This window comes from Streptomyces sp. NPDC014733 (assembly GCF_043083385.1).
Classification (GTDB): domain Bacteria; phylum Actinomycetota; class Actinomycetes; order Streptomycetales; family Streptomycetaceae; genus Streptomyces.
In genome coordinates this window covers 62,488-79,834 of record NZ_JBIBYO010000013.1, presented here as the reverse complement: position 1 = coordinate 79,834, position 17,347 = coordinate 62,488, and the positions used below count along the sequence as shown (strand labels likewise).

General features: G+C 74.2%; 21 protein-coding genes and 1 tRNA gene. 11 read left to right on the top strand and 11 right to left on the bottom strand.

Annotated features, from left to right (window positions below; translation table 11 throughout):
* Positions 1–45: 45 nt before the first annotated feature.
* Positions 46–119: transfer RNA gene (locus tag ACF1BH_RS25240), tRNA-Thr, on the top strand.
* Between the two features lie 70 nt (positions 120–189).
* Here the strand turns inward: ACF1BH_RS25240 and ACF1BH_RS25235 are convergent.
* Positions 190–1,155 carry an SDR family NAD(P)-dependent oxidoreductase gene (locus tag ACF1BH_RS25235; RefSeq protein ID WP_391645878.1) on the bottom strand — a complete coding sequence of 322 codons (966 nt, stop codon included), beginning with the start codon at positions 1,153–1,155 and terminating at the stop codon, positions 190–192.
* A 55-nt stretch (positions 1,156–1,210) separates the two neighbouring features.
* Here ACF1BH_RS25235 and ACF1BH_RS25230 point away from each other — a divergent pair, with 55 nt between their 5' ends.
* The gene (locus ACF1BH_RS25230; protein ID WP_391645876.1) at positions 1,211–1,660 is read left to right on the top strand and encodes a MerR family transcriptional regulator; all 450 of its coding nucleotides are present in this window, start codon (positions 1,211–1,213) and stop codon (positions 1,658–1,660) included.
* Here the strand turns inward: ACF1BH_RS25230 and ACF1BH_RS25225 are convergent.
* The 7 genes from ACF1BH_RS25225 to ACF1BH_RS25195 form a co-directional block, all read right to left on the bottom strand.
* Complete coding sequence (locus ACF1BH_RS25225; protein ID WP_391645874.1) at positions 1,567–2,892, bottom strand: MFS transporter; 1,326 nt, start codon at positions 2,890–2,892, stop codon at positions 1,567–1,569. The genes ACF1BH_RS25230 and ACF1BH_RS25225 overlap by 94 nt on opposite strands.
* Positions 2,892–3,683: a class I SAM-dependent methyltransferase gene (locus tag ACF1BH_RS25220; RefSeq protein ID WP_391645872.1), complete on the bottom strand. Its 792-nt coding sequence runs from the start codon at positions 3,681–3,683 to the stop codon at positions 2,892–2,894. The genes ACF1BH_RS25225 and ACF1BH_RS25220 overlap by 1 nt, the downstream gene beginning before the upstream one ends.
* Positions 3,684–3,770: 87 nt before the next feature.
* Positions 3,771–5,075: a cytochrome P450 gene (locus tag ACF1BH_RS25215; protein WP_391645870.1), complete on the bottom strand. Its 1,305-nt coding sequence runs from the start codon at positions 5,073–5,075 to the stop codon at positions 3,771–3,773.
* Between the two features lie 85 nt (positions 5,076–5,160).
* On the bottom strand, positions 5,161–5,283 hold the full coding sequence (locus ACF1BH_RS25210) for a hypothetical protein (protein WP_391645868.1): 123 nt from the start codon (positions 5,281–5,283) through the stop codon (positions 5,161–5,163).
* A gap of 146 nt (positions 5,284–5,429) precedes the next feature.
* Complete coding sequence (locus ACF1BH_RS25205; RefSeq protein ID WP_391645866.1) at positions 5,430–5,699, bottom strand: response regulator transcription factor; 270 nt, start codon at positions 5,697–5,699, stop codon at positions 5,430–5,432.
* A 31-nt stretch (positions 5,700–5,730) separates the two neighbouring features.
* Complete coding sequence (locus ACF1BH_RS25200) at positions 5,731–6,009, bottom strand: hypothetical protein (RefSeq protein ID WP_391645864.1); 279 nt, start codon at positions 6,007–6,009, stop codon at positions 5,731–5,733.
* A gap of 7 nt (positions 6,010–6,016) precedes the next feature.
* Positions 6,017–6,172, bottom strand: coding sequence for a hypothetical protein (locus tag ACF1BH_RS25195; RefSeq protein WP_391645862.1), 156 nt, complete (start codon positions 6,170–6,172; stop codon positions 6,017–6,019).
* Between the two features lie 415 nt (positions 6,173–6,587).
* Here ACF1BH_RS25195 and ACF1BH_RS25190 point away from each other — a divergent pair, with 415 nt between their 5' ends.
* Positions 6,588–7,574: a LuxR C-terminal-related transcriptional regulator gene (locus ACF1BH_RS25190; protein WP_391645860.1), complete on the top strand. Its 987-nt coding sequence runs from the start codon at positions 6,588–6,590 to the stop codon at positions 7,572–7,574.
* A gap of 15 nt (positions 7,575–7,589) precedes the next feature.
* Here the strand turns inward: ACF1BH_RS25190 and ACF1BH_RS25185 are convergent, their stop codons facing one another.
* The 3 genes from ACF1BH_RS25185 to ACF1BH_RS25175 all read right to left on the bottom strand — a co-directional run bounded on the left by ACF1BH_RS25185 (position 7,590) and on the right by ACF1BH_RS25175 (position 10,004).
* Positions 7,590–7,988, bottom strand: coding sequence for a hypothetical protein (locus ACF1BH_RS25185; protein ID WP_391645858.1), 399 nt, complete (start codon positions 7,986–7,988; stop codon positions 7,590–7,592).
* A 113-nt stretch (positions 7,989–8,101) separates the two neighbouring features.
* Positions 8,102–9,277, bottom strand: a complete 1,176-nt coding sequence (locus ACF1BH_RS25180) for a sensor histidine kinase (protein WP_391645856.1) — start codon at positions 9,275–9,277, stop codon at positions 8,102–8,104.
* Between the two features lie 58 nt (positions 9,278–9,335).
* On the bottom strand, positions 9,336–10,004 hold the full coding sequence (locus tag ACF1BH_RS25175; RefSeq protein WP_391645854.1) for a response regulator: 669 nt from the start codon (positions 10,002–10,004) through the stop codon (positions 9,336–9,338).
* A 99-nt stretch (positions 10,005–10,103) separates the two neighbouring features.
* Between ACF1BH_RS25175 and ACF1BH_RS25170 the strand changes: the two genes are divergently transcribed.
* From ACF1BH_RS25170 to ACF1BH_RS25135, 8 genes are all read left to right on the top strand, one after another.
* On the top strand, positions 10,104–10,778 hold the full coding sequence (locus ACF1BH_RS25170; protein WP_391645852.1) for a histone deacetylase: 675 nt from the start codon (positions 10,104–10,106) through the stop codon (positions 10,776–10,778).
* Between the two features lie 339 nt (positions 10,779–11,117).
* Positions 11,118–11,477: an ArsR/SmtB family transcription factor gene (locus ACF1BH_RS25165; RefSeq protein WP_391645850.1), complete on the top strand. Its 360-nt coding sequence runs from the start codon at positions 11,118–11,120 to the stop codon at positions 11,475–11,477.
* Between the two features lie 21 nt (positions 11,478–11,498).
* The gene (locus ACF1BH_RS25160; RefSeq protein ID WP_391645848.1) at positions 11,499–11,732 is read left to right on the top strand and encodes a hypothetical protein; all 234 of its coding nucleotides are present in this window, start codon (positions 11,499–11,501) and stop codon (positions 11,730–11,732) included.
* A gap of 206 nt (positions 11,733–11,938) precedes the next feature.
* Entirely contained in the window at positions 11,939–12,880 is a 942-nt protein-coding gene (locus ACF1BH_RS25155; RefSeq protein ID WP_391645846.1) for an STM4015 family protein, read from the top strand.
* Between the two features lie 35 nt (positions 12,881–12,915).
* Positions 12,916–14,073: an STM4014 family protein gene (locus tag ACF1BH_RS25150; RefSeq protein ID WP_391645844.1), complete on the top strand. Its 1,158-nt coding sequence runs from the start codon at positions 12,916–12,918 to the stop codon at positions 14,071–14,073.
* Positions 14,074–14,170: 97 nt separating this feature from the next.
* A complete protein-coding gene (locus tag ACF1BH_RS25145) occupies positions 14,171–14,980 on the top strand; it encodes an STM4013/SEN3800 family hydrolase (protein WP_391646056.1) in 810 nt (269 codons plus the stop codon).
* Positions 14,977–16,473, top strand: coding sequence for an STM4012 family radical SAM protein (locus tag ACF1BH_RS25140; RefSeq protein ID WP_391645842.1), 1,497 nt, complete (start codon positions 14,977–14,979; stop codon positions 16,471–16,473). Before ACF1BH_RS25145 ends, ACF1BH_RS25140 begins: the two co-directional genes overlap by 4 nt.
* A 10-nt stretch (positions 16,474–16,483) precedes the next feature.
* Positions 16,484–17,347 (top strand): STM4011 family radical SAM protein, encoded by an 864-nt coding sequence (locus ACF1BH_RS25135; protein ID WP_391645840.1) that lies wholly within the window; start codon positions 16,484–16,486, stop codon positions 17,345–17,347.

Sequence of the window (17,347 nt, the reverse complement as noted above, 5' to 3'; positions counted from 1 at the left end):
GTACGAAGCACCCCTCCGGCATGTGTAGACTGGGCCGCGCACCACGCCGCCTTAGCTCAGTCGGCCAGAGCGACGCACTCGTAATGCGTAGGTCAAGGGTTCGATTCCCTTAGGCGGCTCAGAAGGGAAACCCCAGGTCATGTAATTCGTGACCTGGGGTTTTCTCGTGTTGGGGGGGAGTGGCGCCCCCTACACCCGGGTCCTCCCGAACGCATTCACCCCCGTGAGTTCCGCCGACAGGGTCCACAGGTGGGCTGCCTGGTCGGGGTCGAGGGCGTAGTCGCGGACGCCTGACCAGCCCTCGTTGCTGGTTGTGGGTGCTGCGAGGTCGCAGTCCTCGCAGTAGGCGCCGCCGTGGGCCGCGAGGAGGGGGGAGGTCGCGGCCCAGATCGAGGTGGCGGCGCCCTGTTCGGGGGTTTTGAAGTCGGGGTGGATCACGGTGCCGTGTGCGTCGATCCAGCCCTTGGAGATCATGTCGGGCCCGGAGAGGTGGCGTTGCAGCGGGGTGAGGATGGCGCCGGGGTGCAGGGAGTAGGCGTGGATGCCGGCGTCGCGGCCCAGGGCGTCAAGGTGGGTGGCGAACAGGGCGTTGGCGGTTTTCGCCTGGCCGTACGCCTGCCAGCGGTCGTAGCCCCGGGTGAAGTGCACGTCGTCCCAGCGGACGGGGGAGAGCTGGTGGCCCGCGGAGGAGACCGCGACCACGCGGGCGCCCGGGGCGAGGGCGGGCCACAGGTGGTTGACGAGGGCGTAGTGGCCGAGGTGGTTGACGGCGAACTGCGCCTCCCAGCCGGGGCCGACGCGGGTTTCCGGGCAGGCCATGATCCCGGCGTTGGCGAGGATGAGGTCGAGGCGGCGGCCCGAGGCGAGGAAGCGGTCGGCGAAGCGGCGGATGCCGTCCTGGTCGGCGAGGTCCAGTTCGTCGACCTCGGTGCCGTCGGTACCGGCGACGGCCTGCTCGGCGACGGCGCGGCGGCGGGCGGGGACGACGACGTGGGCGCCGGCGCGGGCGAGTGCGCGGGTCGCCGCCAGGCCCAGGCCCGAGTAGCCACCGGTGACGAGCGCGAGCTTCCCGGAGAGGTCGATGCCGCGCAGGACGTCGTCGGCCGTGCTGCGGGCGCCGAACCCCGATCCGATCGTGTGCTGAGGTGTTCCCATGGCGGGCACGCTAGGAGCTGGACCGCGGTCCAGGTCAACGCCGTACGATCCCGGCATGGCGGAGAGAGCGCAGGAGTTGACCATCGGGCAGGTCGCGGCGCGGACCGGGCTGAGCGTCGACGCGCTGCGGCTCTACGAGCGCGAGGGGCTGCTCGTCGACGCGGTGCGGCGCGATGCGAGCGGGCGCCGCGTCTACCGCGAGTGGGAGGTGGAGTGGCTGCTCAACTGCACGAAGTTCCGTGCGTCCGGGATGCCGCTGGCCACCATCCGGCGGTTCGCCGCTCTCGTCCGCAGCGGTCCGGGCAACGAGGCGGACCGGTTGGCGCTCCTCCGCGAGCACCAGGAGCAGGTCATCGCCCGGATCGCCGAACTCACCGACTGCCTGGGCCTGATCACCGGAAAGGTCGCGGCTTACGAGGAGCATGTGGCGCGCGGCGCCGCCCGTGATCCCTGGACCGGGAACGTCCCCTCGGCCGGGGATGCCGCGGTGGCCGGCCGTTCCTGAGGAGTTTGGCATCCCCGAGGGGCGTCGCGTTCCTGAGGGGCGTCGGCCGTTCCGCGGGTGAGGCGGCGGACGTCCGGGACCGAGAGGGCGGCCAGGGTGAGGAGGGCGATGAGGGCGGCGCTGCCCCACAGGGCGGCCGGGCGGCCGGTCATCTCCTGGACGGGGCCCGCGAGGGCGGTGGCGACCGGGACCATGCCGACCGAGCCCAGCCAGTCGTAGGAGGACACCCGGGAGAGCTTGTCGGCGGGGATCTCCTGGTGCAGCGCGGTCATCCAGGTGACCGCGAAGACCTCGACGCCGATACCGCACCCGGCCATCGTGGCGGCGAGCACGGGCAGCGGCAGCCCGGCGGCCAGCGCCGCCGGGGACAGCGCGCACATCAGGGAGCCCCAGCCGCCGGTGAGCAGCATCCGGCGCGGCTTCCAGCGCGTCATCACCAGCGCGCCGAGCAGCGTGCCGGCCCCGAACGCGGCGAGCGCGGCGCCCCACGCGCCGGCGCCGCCCAGCCGGTCCCGGGCGACGAGCGGACCGTAGACGGACTGGGTGGCCGCGAACGCCGCGTTGACCACCGCGAATTGGGCGACGACCACCCACAGCCAGCGCCGCCCGGCGACCTCGCGCCAGCCCTCGCGCAGATCGTGGCCCAGCCTGCTGCGCCGCTTGCGTGGCGGGATCGCGCCGGTGTCCAGGGCGGCGCGGAGGGCGGCGGCGAGCGCGAAGGCCGCCGCGTCGCCGGCCAGTACCCAGCCCGGTCCGGCGGCGGCGCAGAGCGCGCCGCCGAGTGCGGCGCCGCCGATCCCGGCGCCGTTGACGCCGATCCGGAAGAACGCGAAGGCCCGGCCCGCGTGTGCGGCCGGTACGCAGGAGAGCAGCATGCCTTCGGCGGCGGGGGCGAAGAATGCCTGGCCGGTGCCGCCGAGCGCGGCGAGCAGCGCCAGTTGCCACACCGGCGGCGCACCGGTGAGCACCAGGGCCGCGAAGGCGGCCTGGGAGGCGCAGTTGAGGCAGTTGGCCGCGACCATGACGCGGTGGCGCGGCAGCCGGTCCGCCACGGCGCCGCCGACCAGCAGAAAGGCGATGAGCGGCACGGTGCGGGCCGCGGCGACGAGCCCCACGTCGGTCCCGTCGCCCCCGCCGTGCAGCACGGCGAACGCCGCCGCGACCACCGCCCCGGAGTTCCCCAGGGAGGTGATCACGGCGGCGGCCGTGAGCAGGCGGTAGGTGCGGCCCATCAGCCGCGGATCCGTTCGTACTGGGCGACGTAGGAGACGGTGGCGGCGGTGAACTTCTCGCCCGCCCAGCCGCCGCAGCGGGAGATCCTGCGAAGTCCGCCGAGTTCCGCCATCAGGTCCAGCTCGGCGGGCCAGGTGTAGCGGTAGTGGACGGGCTGGATCCGTACCCCGTCCTTCTCGGAGAGGATGATCGACTCCAGGGAGATCACCTGGTCGACCGGGTCGTGCCGGGCGGTCTCCAGCCAGACGCCGTCGCCGCGGCGCCCGAGGTGGGCGGTGCGGCGGCCGGAGCGGGAGAACGTGTCGAGCCGGGGGACGGGCGCCTCGATGACGAAGCGGCCGTGCTCGGCGAGGACGGCCGCGGCGGCCGCCAGACAGGCGCGCTGGGCCGCGCCGTCCGCCAGCGAGCCGAGGGTGTTGAAGACGCAGTACACCAGGTCGTACGCGGCGGTGCCGTCCGGCGCGACGAGGTCGGCGGCGACGGTCATGTCACCGACGGCGTGGGTGAGGCGGTCCCCGACGTGCTGTGCCTTGTCCGCGAGGATCTCCAGCATGGCGGGTTCGAGGTCGACGCCGTGGACGCGGATACCGCGCTCGGCGAGCGGGACGGCCACCCGGCCGGTGCCGACGCCGAGTTCGAGCACGGTCGGCTCGGCGGCGCCGGTGGCGCGGGCGAGGGCCGCCAGGGCGTCGGCGGCCTCGTGCGCCGGGGCGTCGCCCATGGTCTCGGCGATCATCGTGTCGTAGGTGGAGGCCCAGCGCGTGCCGTAGGTCTCTTCGTTGTCGATCACCGGTGGCTCCTTTCGGTGCCCTCGGGCCAGGGGGTGTCTCTCCGGTCCTCGGGCGTCACGGCACCACGGAGACCGGAAGGACACGCCCTAGGCGGAGCGGCGGGGACGGCAGCTCAGGCGCAGGCCGCGCGGGGTCAGCATGGTGCCGAAGTGCGGGTGGACGGCGGCCGCGGGGTCCGGCGCCACGTGGTGGTGGGCGGCCAGGTGCGCGGTGCACAGGACGAGCAGGGCGTTGCCCAGGGCGCTGCCGATGCAGACCCGGGTGCCGCCGCTGTAGGGGATGTACGCGTGCCGGTGGAGGGCCCCGCCATTGGTGTCGGCGAGCCACCGGTCCGGGTCGAGGCGGTCGGCCCGCTCGCCCCACCAGCGGGGATCGCGCTGGACGAGATACGGGCTGAACAGCACGGTCTCGCCGGGCGTCAGCCGCCGGCCGCCCAGTTCGGTGGGGCACAGGACGCGGCGGCCCATCAGCCAGGTCGGCGGATACAGCCGCAGCACCTCCTTGACCACCGCCTCGGCCAGCGGCAGGCTCCCCGCGCCGTACGCCGCGGGGAGGTCGGACGCCGCCCGCGCCTCCGTGGCGACGCGCTCGGCGAGTTGCGGGTCGGTGGCGAGGGCGTGGGCGATCCAGGTGAGGGAGACCGCCGGGACGCCGTAGCCCGCGAGGAGCGTGCCCTTCAGGAAGCCGCCGGCCGTCTTCATGCCGAGGTCGGCGGTCATGAGCATCGAGGCCAGATCGGGCCCCGGTTCGGTGACACGCTCCAGCCGCTCGCGCAGCAGGGTGTTGAGGGTGCGGTCCGCCTCCCGGGCGCGGCTCAGGGCGCGGTCGGGGAGCCAGCGCGGGCGCTGCCACGAGCGGTTCATCAGCACCATGAACGCCTGGAACCGCTGCTCGACGGCGTCGACGACGCGGGGGCTCTCCTCACCGAGGCAGATGCGGGTGAGCACGGCGCTGGTGTAGTCGGTGAAGACCCGCAGCGGGTCGAAGGGGCGTCCGCCGGTCCGGTGGACGGTGGTGGCGAACGCCTCGGTGATCTCGGCGCCGTAGGGCAGACAGGACTGCGGCCGCAGGGCCTTCCAGGCCGGTCGGCGCGCCTGCATCCAGGGGCCCGTCTGGGCGTTGGAGAGCGGGGCGTCGGAAATGATCGCCTCTTCCGAGACGAAATCCGTATTGGTGCGTACGTGACAGTCGTGAATGGCGTCCGGGTCCCGGACGACCACCGATCCCGCATCGAAGCGGAAGAAGTCGCCGTACCGCTCGTGGTTTTTCTCCAGGAAGCGGATGCGGTCCTTCTCATAGGCGGGCACATTGCCCACCAGCGGTCGGCCGCGGGGGCCGGGGATTTCCGTCGCGGCCGGTGTCGGGCGCGCCTCGGCCATCGTCACTGTCATCACCCTTTGCTGTGGTGCGGTGCCCGGGGGGCCGGAACAGCCCTGCGGAAGCTGCTGTTCCGGGCCCACCCGTGAACCGGCTGGATCAGGCGTCGAAGTGGATGTACCGGCCGCCCATGCGGGACTGCGGGGCAGCAGCCGCGTCGAAGTGGATGTAGCGGCCGCCGAGCTTGGACTTGGCACCGAGCGCGCGCAGAACCTTCGCCATTGTCATCCCTCTTTCCGGTTGCCGGGAATTCCCTGGTGGAATTCCCGAAATCTGGGGTGTGGCCGGGGGGGTGGCCCTTTTCTTTCTTTCGGGCCGTTCCCTCGTTCACGGGGATAACTCTGCCGGGCGGGAGGGAGAAGGAAAAGTCACGGGTTCTCGGTACCGGTGTCCGTGGACCGGCTGACCGGGACACGTCCTTCGGCGCCGAGGGCGAGCAGAACGAGCTGCATACGGTTGTGCACACCGGTCTTGGCGCGGATACGCCGTACGTAGGTGTCGACGGTGTGGGTGCTCAGGCCAAGGGCCCGGGCGATGGCCCCGTAGGTGTGTCCTTCGGCGAGCCGGCAGAGCACTTCGTGTTCGCGGTCGGAGAGGGCGGAGAGGGCGGAAAGGCCTCTCTGTCTGCTGTCGATCACCACAACGTCCCGCCTTTCCGGGGTTTGCTGACTATTCCTGACCGGTGGAGAGGGTCCAGCCCCGGAGCAGCGGGGCCGATGCCAAGGCCCGGCGGACGACGTCCTCGGCGGCAGGGGCATCCAGATCCTGCTGCGGCGTCCGGCGGGTGTAGATGCCGATGTCGATGTGGCGGGGGGCGGAGCGGGCGCTGATGTGCTCGATCCGGTCGGCCGGGGCGGCGGCGGCCCACAGCACGTCGACGATCACGGGTGCGGAAAGGCGGGAGTGGGGGTGACCGGGAGAGGTCAGTGTGAAAAGGGTCAGACGCATACGGCCGTTAGCCCCAGATGAGGCTGTCGTCCGTGGAGTCCACCGTGGCCACCACGCGGGAGTGCGCGGGGGCGCCGGCGGCGGTGGTGGCCGCGGTGGTGAAGGCGATCCCGGCGAGGGCGAGGGTGGCGGCGGCGGCGAGTATGCGGGCGTTGACAGACATGGGAGTCCCCTGGGGTGAGTGGGTGGATTCTCCGGATCCGGCTTCGGTGTTCCGCGTCGGCCCGGTGAAACCATGTTCTGCGCGTGGCAGGTGGGGAGGAAGGGGAAACGGCCCGGCGGAACCGGCCAGGACGCTTCGGGCCACCGCACTCCCGGTGCGCGCCGGGCCGGACGAGGGGGCGGAACCGGTCGGCGGCGATCCGGCGGACGGGGCTCCGCCCGGCCCGGCGCGCGCCCCCGCAGCCGCCGTCCACGTGGGTTTCTGTCCCCGCACCTTGCCGCCGTCCGCCGTCCGGGAGCCGTTCCGCGATGACCAAAAAGGCTCCGTCCGCGCGAGGTAACGCACGTGCATAATGCACAAAACGCCGGGGGGGTCCGGTGCGAGAGACCGGTCGCCGAGGAAAAAGGGGATCTCCATGCTTGCCGCGATGGGCCTGAAGGCGTTGCACGAGACGGTTTACGAGGCCATGATCCGGAACCCGTCGTGGGGCGTGGACGAGCTCGTCGCCCGGCTGGACCTGACCGAGTCCGAGGTGCGCTCGGCCCTCGACGACCTCTTCGAACTCCGCCTGGTGCGCCGCTCGTTCGAACATGCCGACCGGCTGCTCGCCGTCGCGCCCGAGATGGGGCTGCGGACGCTGCTGGAGCGCCAGCACGACGAACTCCTGCGCCAGCAAAGACAGATGGCGGAACAGCAGGCGTCCATCTCCCGCATGATCACGCACCTCGCGGCGCGGCCGGTGACCGCCGCGGAGAGCGACGGCAGCGAGCAGATCCTCGGCATGGACGCGATCCAGCGGCGCCTGGAGCGGCTGGCGGAAGAGGCCACCGAGGAGATCTGCACCTTCATGTCGGGCGGTGCGCAGGCCGCCGATTCGCTGGAGGCGGCGCGGCGCAACGACGCCCGTCTGCTGGGCCGCGGCGTGACGACCCGCACCATCGGGCTGGACTGCATCCGGGACCACGGGCCGACCCTGGAGCACGCCCGCTGGCTCACCAGCCTGGGCGGCGAGTTCCGCACCGCGCCCTCGTTACCGCCGCGCATGATCCTCGCCGACCGCCGCACGGCCCTGGTGCCGCTGGACCCCGACAACACCCGTAAGGGCGTGCTCTATCTGACGGGCCCCGGGGTCATCGCGTCCCTGACCGCCCTGTTCGACCAGGCGTGGAACCAGTCCACCCCGCTCGGCGCCGACGATCCGGCGCCGGAGCCGGGGCTGAGCGAGGCCGAGCGCGATCTGCTCCACCTCATCGGCCAGGGCCACACGGACGAGGCCGCGGCGGGCAAGCTGCACATCTCGCCGCGTACCGCCCGCCGCATGATGGCGGCGATCATGGAGCGCCTGGAGGCCCGCAGCCGCTTCGAGGCGGGGCTGAAGGCGGCCCAGCAGGGGTGGCTGTGAGGCGGCCGTATCCGGTCAGCGGTGCCCTTCCACCGCCTCGACCCCGTCCTTGGTCACCGTCACCCCCTTGGGGACCTCGACCCTGAACTTCGCGTCGCAGAAGGCGATGCCGCTGCACCCGGAGTCGATGTCGAGGGTGTCGCCCTTCAGCCGCCACACCAGGTGCTCGGTGCCGGCGGCGGCGTCGAACCAGCGGGTGACCTTGATGTCCGCGCGGTCGGTGGCGACGACCTGGGTGGCGACCTCATGGGTGGTGAGCTTCAGGGTGCTGCCGTGGTAGGGGAAGGTCTTCGACGCGGGCTTCGTCTTCGAGGCGTCCACCGAACAGCCGGACAGGCCGAGGACGGCGGTGACGGCCACCGCCGCGGTGGCGAGGAGCGCGGCGGGCCGCTTCGCGGGGGTGGCTGAGAACATCGGTTCCTCCTGGGAGACGGGCGGCGCGCCCCCGGCGGGGCGGGCGGTCTGGTGTGTTCCCCGACGGTCCCGGACGAGGCCCACCGGCACATCTGCCGAACGGCAGATATCGCTCAGCCGTCGATGGCCGCCGGCAGCAGACAGTGCACCCGCCAGCCCGGACCGTACGGGCCTGCCGTCAGCGTCCCGCCCAGCGCGGTGACCCGGGCGTCCAGGCCCGCCAGACCGGTGCCGCCGCCGCGCCGGGCGGTCGCGGGCGCCGCGGGGGAGGCGTGGTTCACCACGGAGACCGTCACCGCCGGCCCCGCGGTCCGGGCCACGGCTATCGCGATCCGCCCGGCCCCCGGCGCATGCCGCCGTACGTTCGTCAGCGCCTCCAGCACCACCCGGTACGCGGTGTCCCCGGTCTCCGGGGCGAGGGCGTCCGGCGCCTCGTCGGGGAGGGCCAGCGTGACGTCGGCGGGGGACATCGCGGCGAAGCGGTCGACGAGTCCGGGCAGGTCGGCCAGGCCGTGTACCCGGGTGGGCGGTAGCTCCGACGGGCGGTGACCGGCGCCGCGCAGCGCGGTCACCGTACGGTCCATGGAGTCCAGCGCCCGCACTCCGGCCGCCTCCACGCGGGCCAGCAGCGCATGGTGCTCCTCGTCGGCCGGGCCGGCGGTGAACTGCGCCGCCTGGGCCTCCAGCACGATGCCGGTGATCTCGTGGGCGACGAAGTCGTGGAGGTCGCGGGCGACTTCGAGGCGTTGTTCGCGGCGGGCCAGCTCCACGGCGTGCGCCCGGCGGTGGTCGAGCGTGCGCAGATAGAGCCCGATGCCCGCCGCGACGGTCACCGGGAAGAGGGCGAGCGCGGCGGCGACCACCGAATCCTCCGGGCCCGTGGTGGGCGCGTGCAGGGTGAACCGCAGCGGCAGCAGCACCGCGGCGGTCCCGGTCACCGCGGCGACCGGGACCATCCGGGGACCGGGCACCCGGCGGACCACCCGCTCCAGCAGGACCAGCAGGGCGACCGTCTCGAACGGGTACCACAGGAGCATCAGCCCCGGCTTGCCGAAGGCGCACACGTCCGTGACGAGGGAGAGCACCGCCACGGCCCCGGCGGCCCGCGCCGGCGAGATCCGCCTGTGGGGCCGGGCCGCGACCGCCGCCGCCAGTGCCAGCGCGGCCATCACCGCGAAGGGGGCCGCGCCCGCCGGGTCCGCAACGGCGGGGACGAGCATCGGCGCCGCGGCGGCCCCCGCCCACCACCACCGGCGCCGCCGCTGCCGGGGAGAGATGCCGTGATCCATGGGGGGAGGCTACGGAGCTTTCACGGGCGGGGGAGCCGGTTTGCGCCCGGGGCGCGCGTCAGCCCGGTGTGCGCCCCGTGGCGTAGCCCAGTTCCCAGGCGCGTACCGCGATGCCCACGCGGTTCCGCACCTGGAGTTTCCGCTGGATGCTGGCGACATGGGTCTTGACGGTGCCCGCGGAGATGAACAGTTCGCGGGCGATGTCGGCGTTGGTCCGGCCCTCGGCGACCTTGCCGGCGATCTCCGCCTCGCGCTCCGTCAGCAGCGGATCGCGGCGCCGCGGGCGGCGGCCGCCCGGCGGGCCGGTGACGTGTTCCAGCAGCCGCACCGTGACCGACGGGCTGATCAGGCTGTCGCCCGCCATCGCCGCCCGGACCGCCTCGATCAGCAGCGCCGGCCCGGAGCGCTTGAGCAGGAACCCCGAGGCGCCGAAGCGCAGCGCCGGGTAGACGTACTCGTCGAGGTCGAAGGTGGTCACCACGACGACGCGCACCGGTGAACCGGTGGCGGGGTCGGTGAGGCGGCGGGTCACCTCCAGGCCGTCCAGCCCCGGCATCCGGATGTCGACCAGCGCGACATCGGGCGCGAGGGTCCGCGCCAGCTCCACGGCGTCGATGCCGTTCGCCGCCTCCCCGACCACCTCCATGCCGGGCCGGCTCTCCACGATGCGGCGCATGGCGCGGCGGACCATTTCCTGGTCGTCGGCGATCAGTAGACGGATGGTCACGAGCGGGATTGTGCCGTACGGCGGGGCGGCTCCGGGCGCGGACGGCGCGGCCCGGTACGCCTCTGGGCACACACCGGGCCGCTCGGGGAGACTGGTCCCATGGACGTGGTACGGGTTCCGGAGACGGCGGGCACGGGGCACGACGCCCCGGGGCGGGTCTGGTACGCCGCCTACGGGTCGAACATGCAGCGGGAGCGGCTGGCCTGCTACCTCCGGGGCGGCCGTCCCGCCGGCGCGGCGTGGACGTATCCGGGCTGCCGCGACCGGCGGCCGCCCGCGGAGTCGGCCGCCGTGCGGCTGCCCGGGGAGATGTACCTCGCGACCCGGTCACCGGTGTGGGGTGGCGGCTCCGCCTTCTACGATCAGCAGGCCGCGGGGCGGGTCCTGGCGCGGGCCCATCTGCTGACGGCCGGGCAGTTCGCCGACATCGCGGCCCAGGAGATGGGCCGGGCGCCCGGCGGCGACCTCGACCTGAGCGAGGTGCTCACCCACGGCCGGGCGTCGCTGGGCCCCGGCCGGTACGAGACGCTGGTCTGCGCGGGACGGCTGGACGGCGCGCCCGTGCTCACCATCACGGCGCCCTGGCGGATGCGGGACGTGGCGTGGACGGTGCCGACCGCCGCCTATGTGCGCTGTGTGGGCACCGGGCTGCTGGCGGCCGGGGCGTGGGACGCCGCGACGGTGGCGGCGTACGTCGCGGCGCGCCCGGGGGCGTCGGGGCACTGGAGCCCGCAGGACGTACGGGAGGCGATGGCCGGCCCGGCGGTTCCGTAGGGGGCACACGGTGGTGAGCCCGATCCCGGCGCAGCCCTCCCGCAGGGTGCGAGAGACCGCCGTGGCGGGCGGCGAGGGCGGCCACGGCGGCGGGGTTCCGCCCGGCCGGCAGCGGGGTGAGGCCGCGCTCCAGCAGGGCGTCGAGGACGGGTGCGCCGGTGTAGCCGGTGGCGCCGAGGAGGACGACACGGGGGGCATGATCGGGTCCTCTCCCCGTGCGGCCACGGGTCGGGCGGGCGGCGGCCGACGGGCCACGGGGCCCCGCGGCGCATCGTTTGACAGGTGCGCGGAGGTGGGAAATTCTCGTGGCACCATGCAGCCGGATGTCAGAGGTGGGCCGTGACCAGCGAAGAACTGCTGGCTGTACTCGCCGCGGTGGGCCACGCGCAGCGGCTGCGCATCCTCACGGAACTGTCCGGCGGCCGGCTGTACGTGAGCGAGCTGGCGCGCCGGCTGGGCATCTCCCGGCCGCTCCTCTACATGCACCTGGAACGCCTGGAGAAGGCCGGTCTGGTGACCGGGAATCTGGAGCTTTCCGACGACGGCAAGGCGCTGAAGTACTTCGAACTGGCGCCGTTCGACCTGCGCGTGAATATCGATACGATCCTCGCGGCCGTGCGGGCCGACGGGGCGGTGGACGACGCGGCGCCGTCGGAGCGGGCGGGTGGGGAGGCCCCCCGGCCGACCGACGGGGCCTGAAGACGTGGAGGGGAAACGCACATGACCGGGGCCGTCATCGCCATCGCCGTCGTTCTGATCGTCGTCGGCGGCATCACCGGGAGCGTGATCGCCTACTTCCGGCTCCAGCGTCACCGCGCCGACGCCCCGGCGCTGGCCGAGTACCGCAGGCTCGCCGAGGAGTCGGTCGCCCAACAGGAGTCGCTGCGGGGCCAGTTGGCCGAGCTGGAGGCCCGGCTCAAGGGCGTGGAGACGCTGTTGCGCAGCGTCGACTGAGCACGTTCCGGCGCGCGGACGCCGTCGGCCCGCCCTCTTCGGGGTGACGGGCCGACGGCGTCCGTGCGTACGGGGCTCCGGACCGGTGCACCGGCCGGTGCGGCGGCGGGTCCGCCCGCCGTTGTCAGTGGTGCTTGGTAGAACGGGCATCGAACACCGCGCGGCCGGCTCCGACGGTCGCCGTCTCGATGTCAGGGGTGGGGAACATGACGATTTCGCGGCACCTGGAGCACTTCCACGGTCTGCCCGTGCACGATTTCGGGGAGCCCGGCGAGGGGCCGGAGCTGCCGGACGCGGCGGCGGTGGCGTGGCGGCTCGCCGTCGAGGAGTGGGACGCGGAGGAGAGCTGGCCGCAGCTGTTCGCCCGCTTCGCCGCGACGGTCGACCTGCCCCGGGTACGCGCGCTGATCGTCGGCACCTGGGGCGAGTCGTTCGAGAACGGCCCCGGACCGGTCCGTGAGGCGCTGCTGGCGGAGCGGGAGCGGCTGAGCGGACTGCGGGCGCTGTTCCTGGGCGACATCACCTTCGAGGAGTGCGAGATCTCCTGGATCGTCCAGGAGGACGCCACGCCGCTGCTGACGGCGTTCCCCGCCCTGGAGGAGTTCGGCGTCCGCGGCGGCACGTCCCTGGAGTTCCCCGCCGTCGCCCACCCGGCGCTGCGGCGGCTGACGATCGAGACCGGCGGGGTGGACGTTGCCGTGGTGCGCGGCGTCGCCGCCTGCGACCTGCCCGCCCTGGAGCGCCTCGACCTCTGGCTCGGCTCGTCGTGGTACGGCGCCAACACCACCGTCGACGACCTCGCACCGTTCCTGGACGGCACCCGCTGGCCCCGGCTGACCCATCTGGCGCTGCACAACAGCGAGATCCAGGACGACATCGCCGCCGCCCTGGCCACCGCCCCCGTCGTCGCACGGCTGCACACCCTGGACCTGTCGATGGGCACCCTGAGCGACGCGGGCGCCGCGGCGCTGCTGGCGGGGCAGCCGCTCACCCACCTCACCCGGCTCGACCTGCACCACCACTACCTCACCGAGGCGATGCAGGAGCGGGTGCGCACCGCTCTGACGCCCGCCGGGGTCGAGGTCGACCTCGGCGAGCCGGAGACCGCCGACGGCGACGGCGACCGGTACGTGGCGGTCGCGGAGTGAGCCCGGCTGCGGCTGCGCCCGGGGCGGCCGGGCCGGTGACCGAGCCCGGTGCCACGGCAGCCGGGTCCGTGCCCGGGCCCGCGGCGTCCGGTGGCCCCGGCCCCCGCTTCGCGGTCGTCGGGAATCCGGAGAACCGCCGCGTCACGCTCTTCGCCGCGGCCGTGCGGGCGGCCGGGCTGCCCGCGCCGCGCGTGGTGCCCTGGCACACCGTCCTGCGGGACGGCGGCGCCCGCTTCGCCGCCCACGAGACCGTACGGATCGACTCCCCCGGGGAGAACGCCGAGGTCGACGCCGTGCTGCGCGGCCCCGGCGATCCGGCCCGTGTCGCCGGCACCGCCCGCTGGTACGCCGGGCTGCTCGCCGCCGTCCGCACCCTCTCCGGCGGCCGCCGCCTCGACGACCCCGAGGAGCTGGCGGTCCTCTTCGACAAGCGGCGCTGCCACGGCGTGCTGGACGGCGCGGGCGTACGGGTCCCGGCGTCGCCGACCTCCGGCGTCACCGACCGGGCGCGGAGCTGGGCACAGGTGCGCGCGCTGATGCGGGAGCACGGGCTGCCGCGGGTCTTCGTCAAGCCCGCGCACGGCTCGTCCGCCTCCGGCGTCCTGGCCCTGGAGACCGCCGGTCCCGGCCGCGTCCGCGCCACCACCTCGGTCGCCCGGGCCGCGGACGGTACCCTCGTCAACTCCCTCCGGGTGCGCACCTACACCGACGAACGCGAGATCGCCGGGATCGTCGACGCCCTCGCCCCCGACGGTCTGCACCTCGAACGCTGGCTGCCCAAGGCGTCCCTCGACGGCCGCGTCGCCGATCTGCGGGTCGTGGTGACCGGCGGCCGCGCCACCCACGCGGTGGTGCGCACCGGCCGGGCGCCGATGACCAACCTCCATCTCGGCGGTGCCCGGGGCGCGTGGGCCGATGCGCGGGAGGCGGCCGGACCGCGCCGCTGGGCCGAGGCGCTGGAGCTGTGCGAACGCGCCGCCGCCTGCTTCCCCCGCACCCACTGCGTCGGCGTCGATCTGCTGCCCGGCGCGGGCTGGCGCCGCTTCGCCGTCGGCGAGGTCAATGCCTTCGGCGACCTCCTCCCGCGCCTGACCGGTCTGCCCGGCAGCGGCGCCGAGGGCCTGGACACCTACGCGGCGCAGATCGCCGCCGTGGCGAAGAGAACGGACGGGATACCCCATGCGGCTGCCTGAGCCCGCCGAAGACGCCGAGCGGACGGGGGAGTCCGGGCCGGCCGGCGTGCCGGAGCCGTCCGCCGGCGAGGCCGCGCCTTCCGTCCCGGACCCCGACATGAACGCCGTCGTCGGCCGGGACGACCTGCTGTTCGTCACGCTCGACACGCTGCGGTACGACGTCGCCGCCGAGCTGGCCGCCGCGGGCCGCATCCCGCACCTCGCGCGCCATCTGCCGGGCGGCGTCTGGGAGCGGCGGCACGCCCCGGGGAGCTTCACCTACGCCTCCCACCAGGCGATGTTCGCCGGTTTCCTGCCGACCCCGGCGGCGCCCGGCCCGCACCCCCGGCTCTTCGCCGCACGCTTCGCGGGCAGCGAGACCACCGCCGGGCGCACCTGGGTGTTCGACACCCCCGACCTGGTCGGCGGGTTGGCCGCCGCCGGGTACCGCACGGTCTGCATCGGCGGCGTCGGCTTCTTCAACAAACAGGCGGCGCTCGGCTCCGTGCTGCCGTCGCTGTTCCAGGAGAGCCACTGGGAGCCGGAGTTCTCGGTGACCGCGCCGGACTCCTTCGCGGCGCAGGTCACCCGCGCCGAGGAGGTCGTCGCCGCCCTGGACCCCGCGCGCCGCCTCTTCCTCTTCGTCAACGTCTCCGCGCTCCACCAGCCCAACTGGCACCATCTGCCCGGCGCCACCCGCGAGGCGGGCGACACCCGCGCGAGCCACGCCGCGGCGCTGGAGTACGTCGACCGCCACATCGGCCGCCTCTTCGCCGCGATGAGCAGCCGCCGCCGCTGCTTCGCCGTCGTCTGCTCCGACCACGGCACCACCTACGGCGACGACGGCTACACCGGCCACCGCCTCGGCCACGAGGCCGTCTGGACCGTCCCGTACGCCCACTTCTTCCTCGACGAGGCCGCACGATGACCGCCGCACCACCGCCCGCCGCTCCGCAGACCACTGCCCCGCAGGCCGCCGCCCCCGGACCGGCCACGGGCGGGCCGGAAGCCGTCGCCCCGGCCCCGGCTCCCGCCGCGCCGGAAGCCGGCACCCCGGCGGCGCCCACGGAGGAGCGGCCCACCGCCCCGCGCCCGTACGGCAGTTACGTCTACGCCTACCCGCACAAGACGGCGTACCGGCCGCTGGCGCCCCGGCCCGCGCTGCGGGAGCTGTGGGCGGGCGAGCCCAAGGACGCCCTGTCGCTCTACCTCCACATCCCGTTCTGCGAGGTGCGCTGCGGCTTCTGCAACCTCTTCACCCGCATCGGCGCCCCGGGCGACCTCGCCACCCGCTATCTCGACGCGCTCGACCGCCAGGCCACGGCCGTCCGGGAGGCGCTCGGCGACGACGCGCCGGTGCGGTTCGCCGCGGCGGCGTTCGGCGGCGGGACGCCCACCTACCTCGACGCCGAAGAACTGACCCGGCTCTGCGACATCGCGGAGCGGCGGATGGGCGCCGACCTGCGCGCCGTCCCCCTCTCCGTCGAGACCTCCCCGGGCACCGCGACCGCCGACCGGCTGGCCGTCCTCGCCGAGCGCGGCGCCACCCGCGTGAGCATCGGCGTACAGAGCTTCGTCGACGCCGAGGCCCGGTCCGCCGTCCGCCCGCAGCGCCGGGCCGACGTCGAGGCCGCCCTCGGCCGTATCCGCGACGCCCGGATACCGGTCCTCAACATCGACCTCATCTACGGCATCGACGGCCAGACCGCGGCCACCTGGCGCACCTCCCTGGACGCCGCCCTCGCCTGGCAGCCCGAGGAGCTGTACCTCTACCCGCTGTACGTCCGCCCCCTCACCGCCCTCGGCGCACCGGGCCGGGGCCCGGACACCACCGACGGGACGGTCGGAGATGCCGCCTGGGACGCCCAGCGCCTGGCTCTCTACCGCCAGGGCCGCGACCACCTGCTGGCGCACGGCTACGAGCAGGTGTCGATGCGGATGTTCCGCCGCCCCGGCGCCCCCGCGCAGGGCCCCGACGACCACGCCTGCCAGACCGACGGCATGATCGGCCTGGGCTGCGGCGCGCGCTCGTACACCTCCCGGCTGCACTACTCCTTCGACTACGCCGTCGGGATGCGCGAGGTCCGCGGCATCATCGACGCGTACACCGCCACCGAGGACTTCACCCGCGCCGAGGTCGGCCGGTACGTCGAGGGCGACGAGGCCCGCCGCCGGCACCTCCTCCAGTCGGTGCTCCAGGCCGTCGGCTTGGAGCTCGACGGCTACCGCGTCCGCTTCGGCACCCACCCGGCCGACGACTTCCCCGCCGAGCTGGCCGCGTTCACCGCCCGCGGCTGGCTGACCGAGCGCGACGGCCTGCTGCGGCTGACGCCCGAGGGGCTGGCCCACTCCGATGCGCTGGGCCCGGAGCTGTTCTCGCCCGCGGTGCGCGCCGCGATGGCCGCCTACGAGCTGAAGTGAGCCGCCCCCGATGGATCTGACCCTCCTCTACCGCGGCCCGCTCGCCTCCTGCGACTACGACTGTCCGTACTGCCCGTTCGCCAAGCGCCGCGACAGCCGTGAGCAACTGCGCGCCGACCGCGCCGCGCTGGAGCGCTTCACCGGCTGGGCGGCGGCGCAGCAGCCGGCCGGCGACCGGCTGTCCGTCCTCTTCACACCGTGGGGCGAGGGCCTGGTCCGCTCCTGGTACCGGCGGGCGCTGACCGAGCTGTCCCGGCTGCCGCACATCCGCCGCGTCGCCATCCAGACCAACCTCAGCTGCCGCACCGACTGGCTGGCCGCCGCCGACCCCGACACCCTCGCCCTGTGGTGCACCTTCCACCCGGGCCAGACCCCGTACGACCGCTTTCTCGGCAGGACCCGCGAACTGGCCGCGCTCGGCATCCGCTTCAGCGTCGGCGTCGTCGGTCTCCCCGACCACCACGACCTCGCCGCCCGCCTCCGCCGCGAGCTGCCCGCCGAGGTCTACCTCTGGATCAACGCCGCCGAGGGCCACACCTACACCGACGCGGAGGCCGCCGCCTGGACCGCGCTCGACCCCCTCTTCCCGTACAGTCGCCACCCGCACCGCAGCGCCGGGCTGCCCTGCCGCACCGGTGAGTCGGTCCTCTCCGTCGACGGCGACGGCACCGTCCGCCGCTGCCACTTCGTCCCCACCGAGCTGGGCAACCTCTACGACGACACCTTCCGCCCCGCCCTCCGCCCCCGCCCCTGCCCGCTGACCAGCTGCGACTGCCACATCGGCTACGTCCACCTGGAGACGCTGCCGCTGTACGACGTCTTCGCCGGGGGTGTGCTGGAGCGGATTCCGGCGGGGTACGGGGCCGCGGGCTGA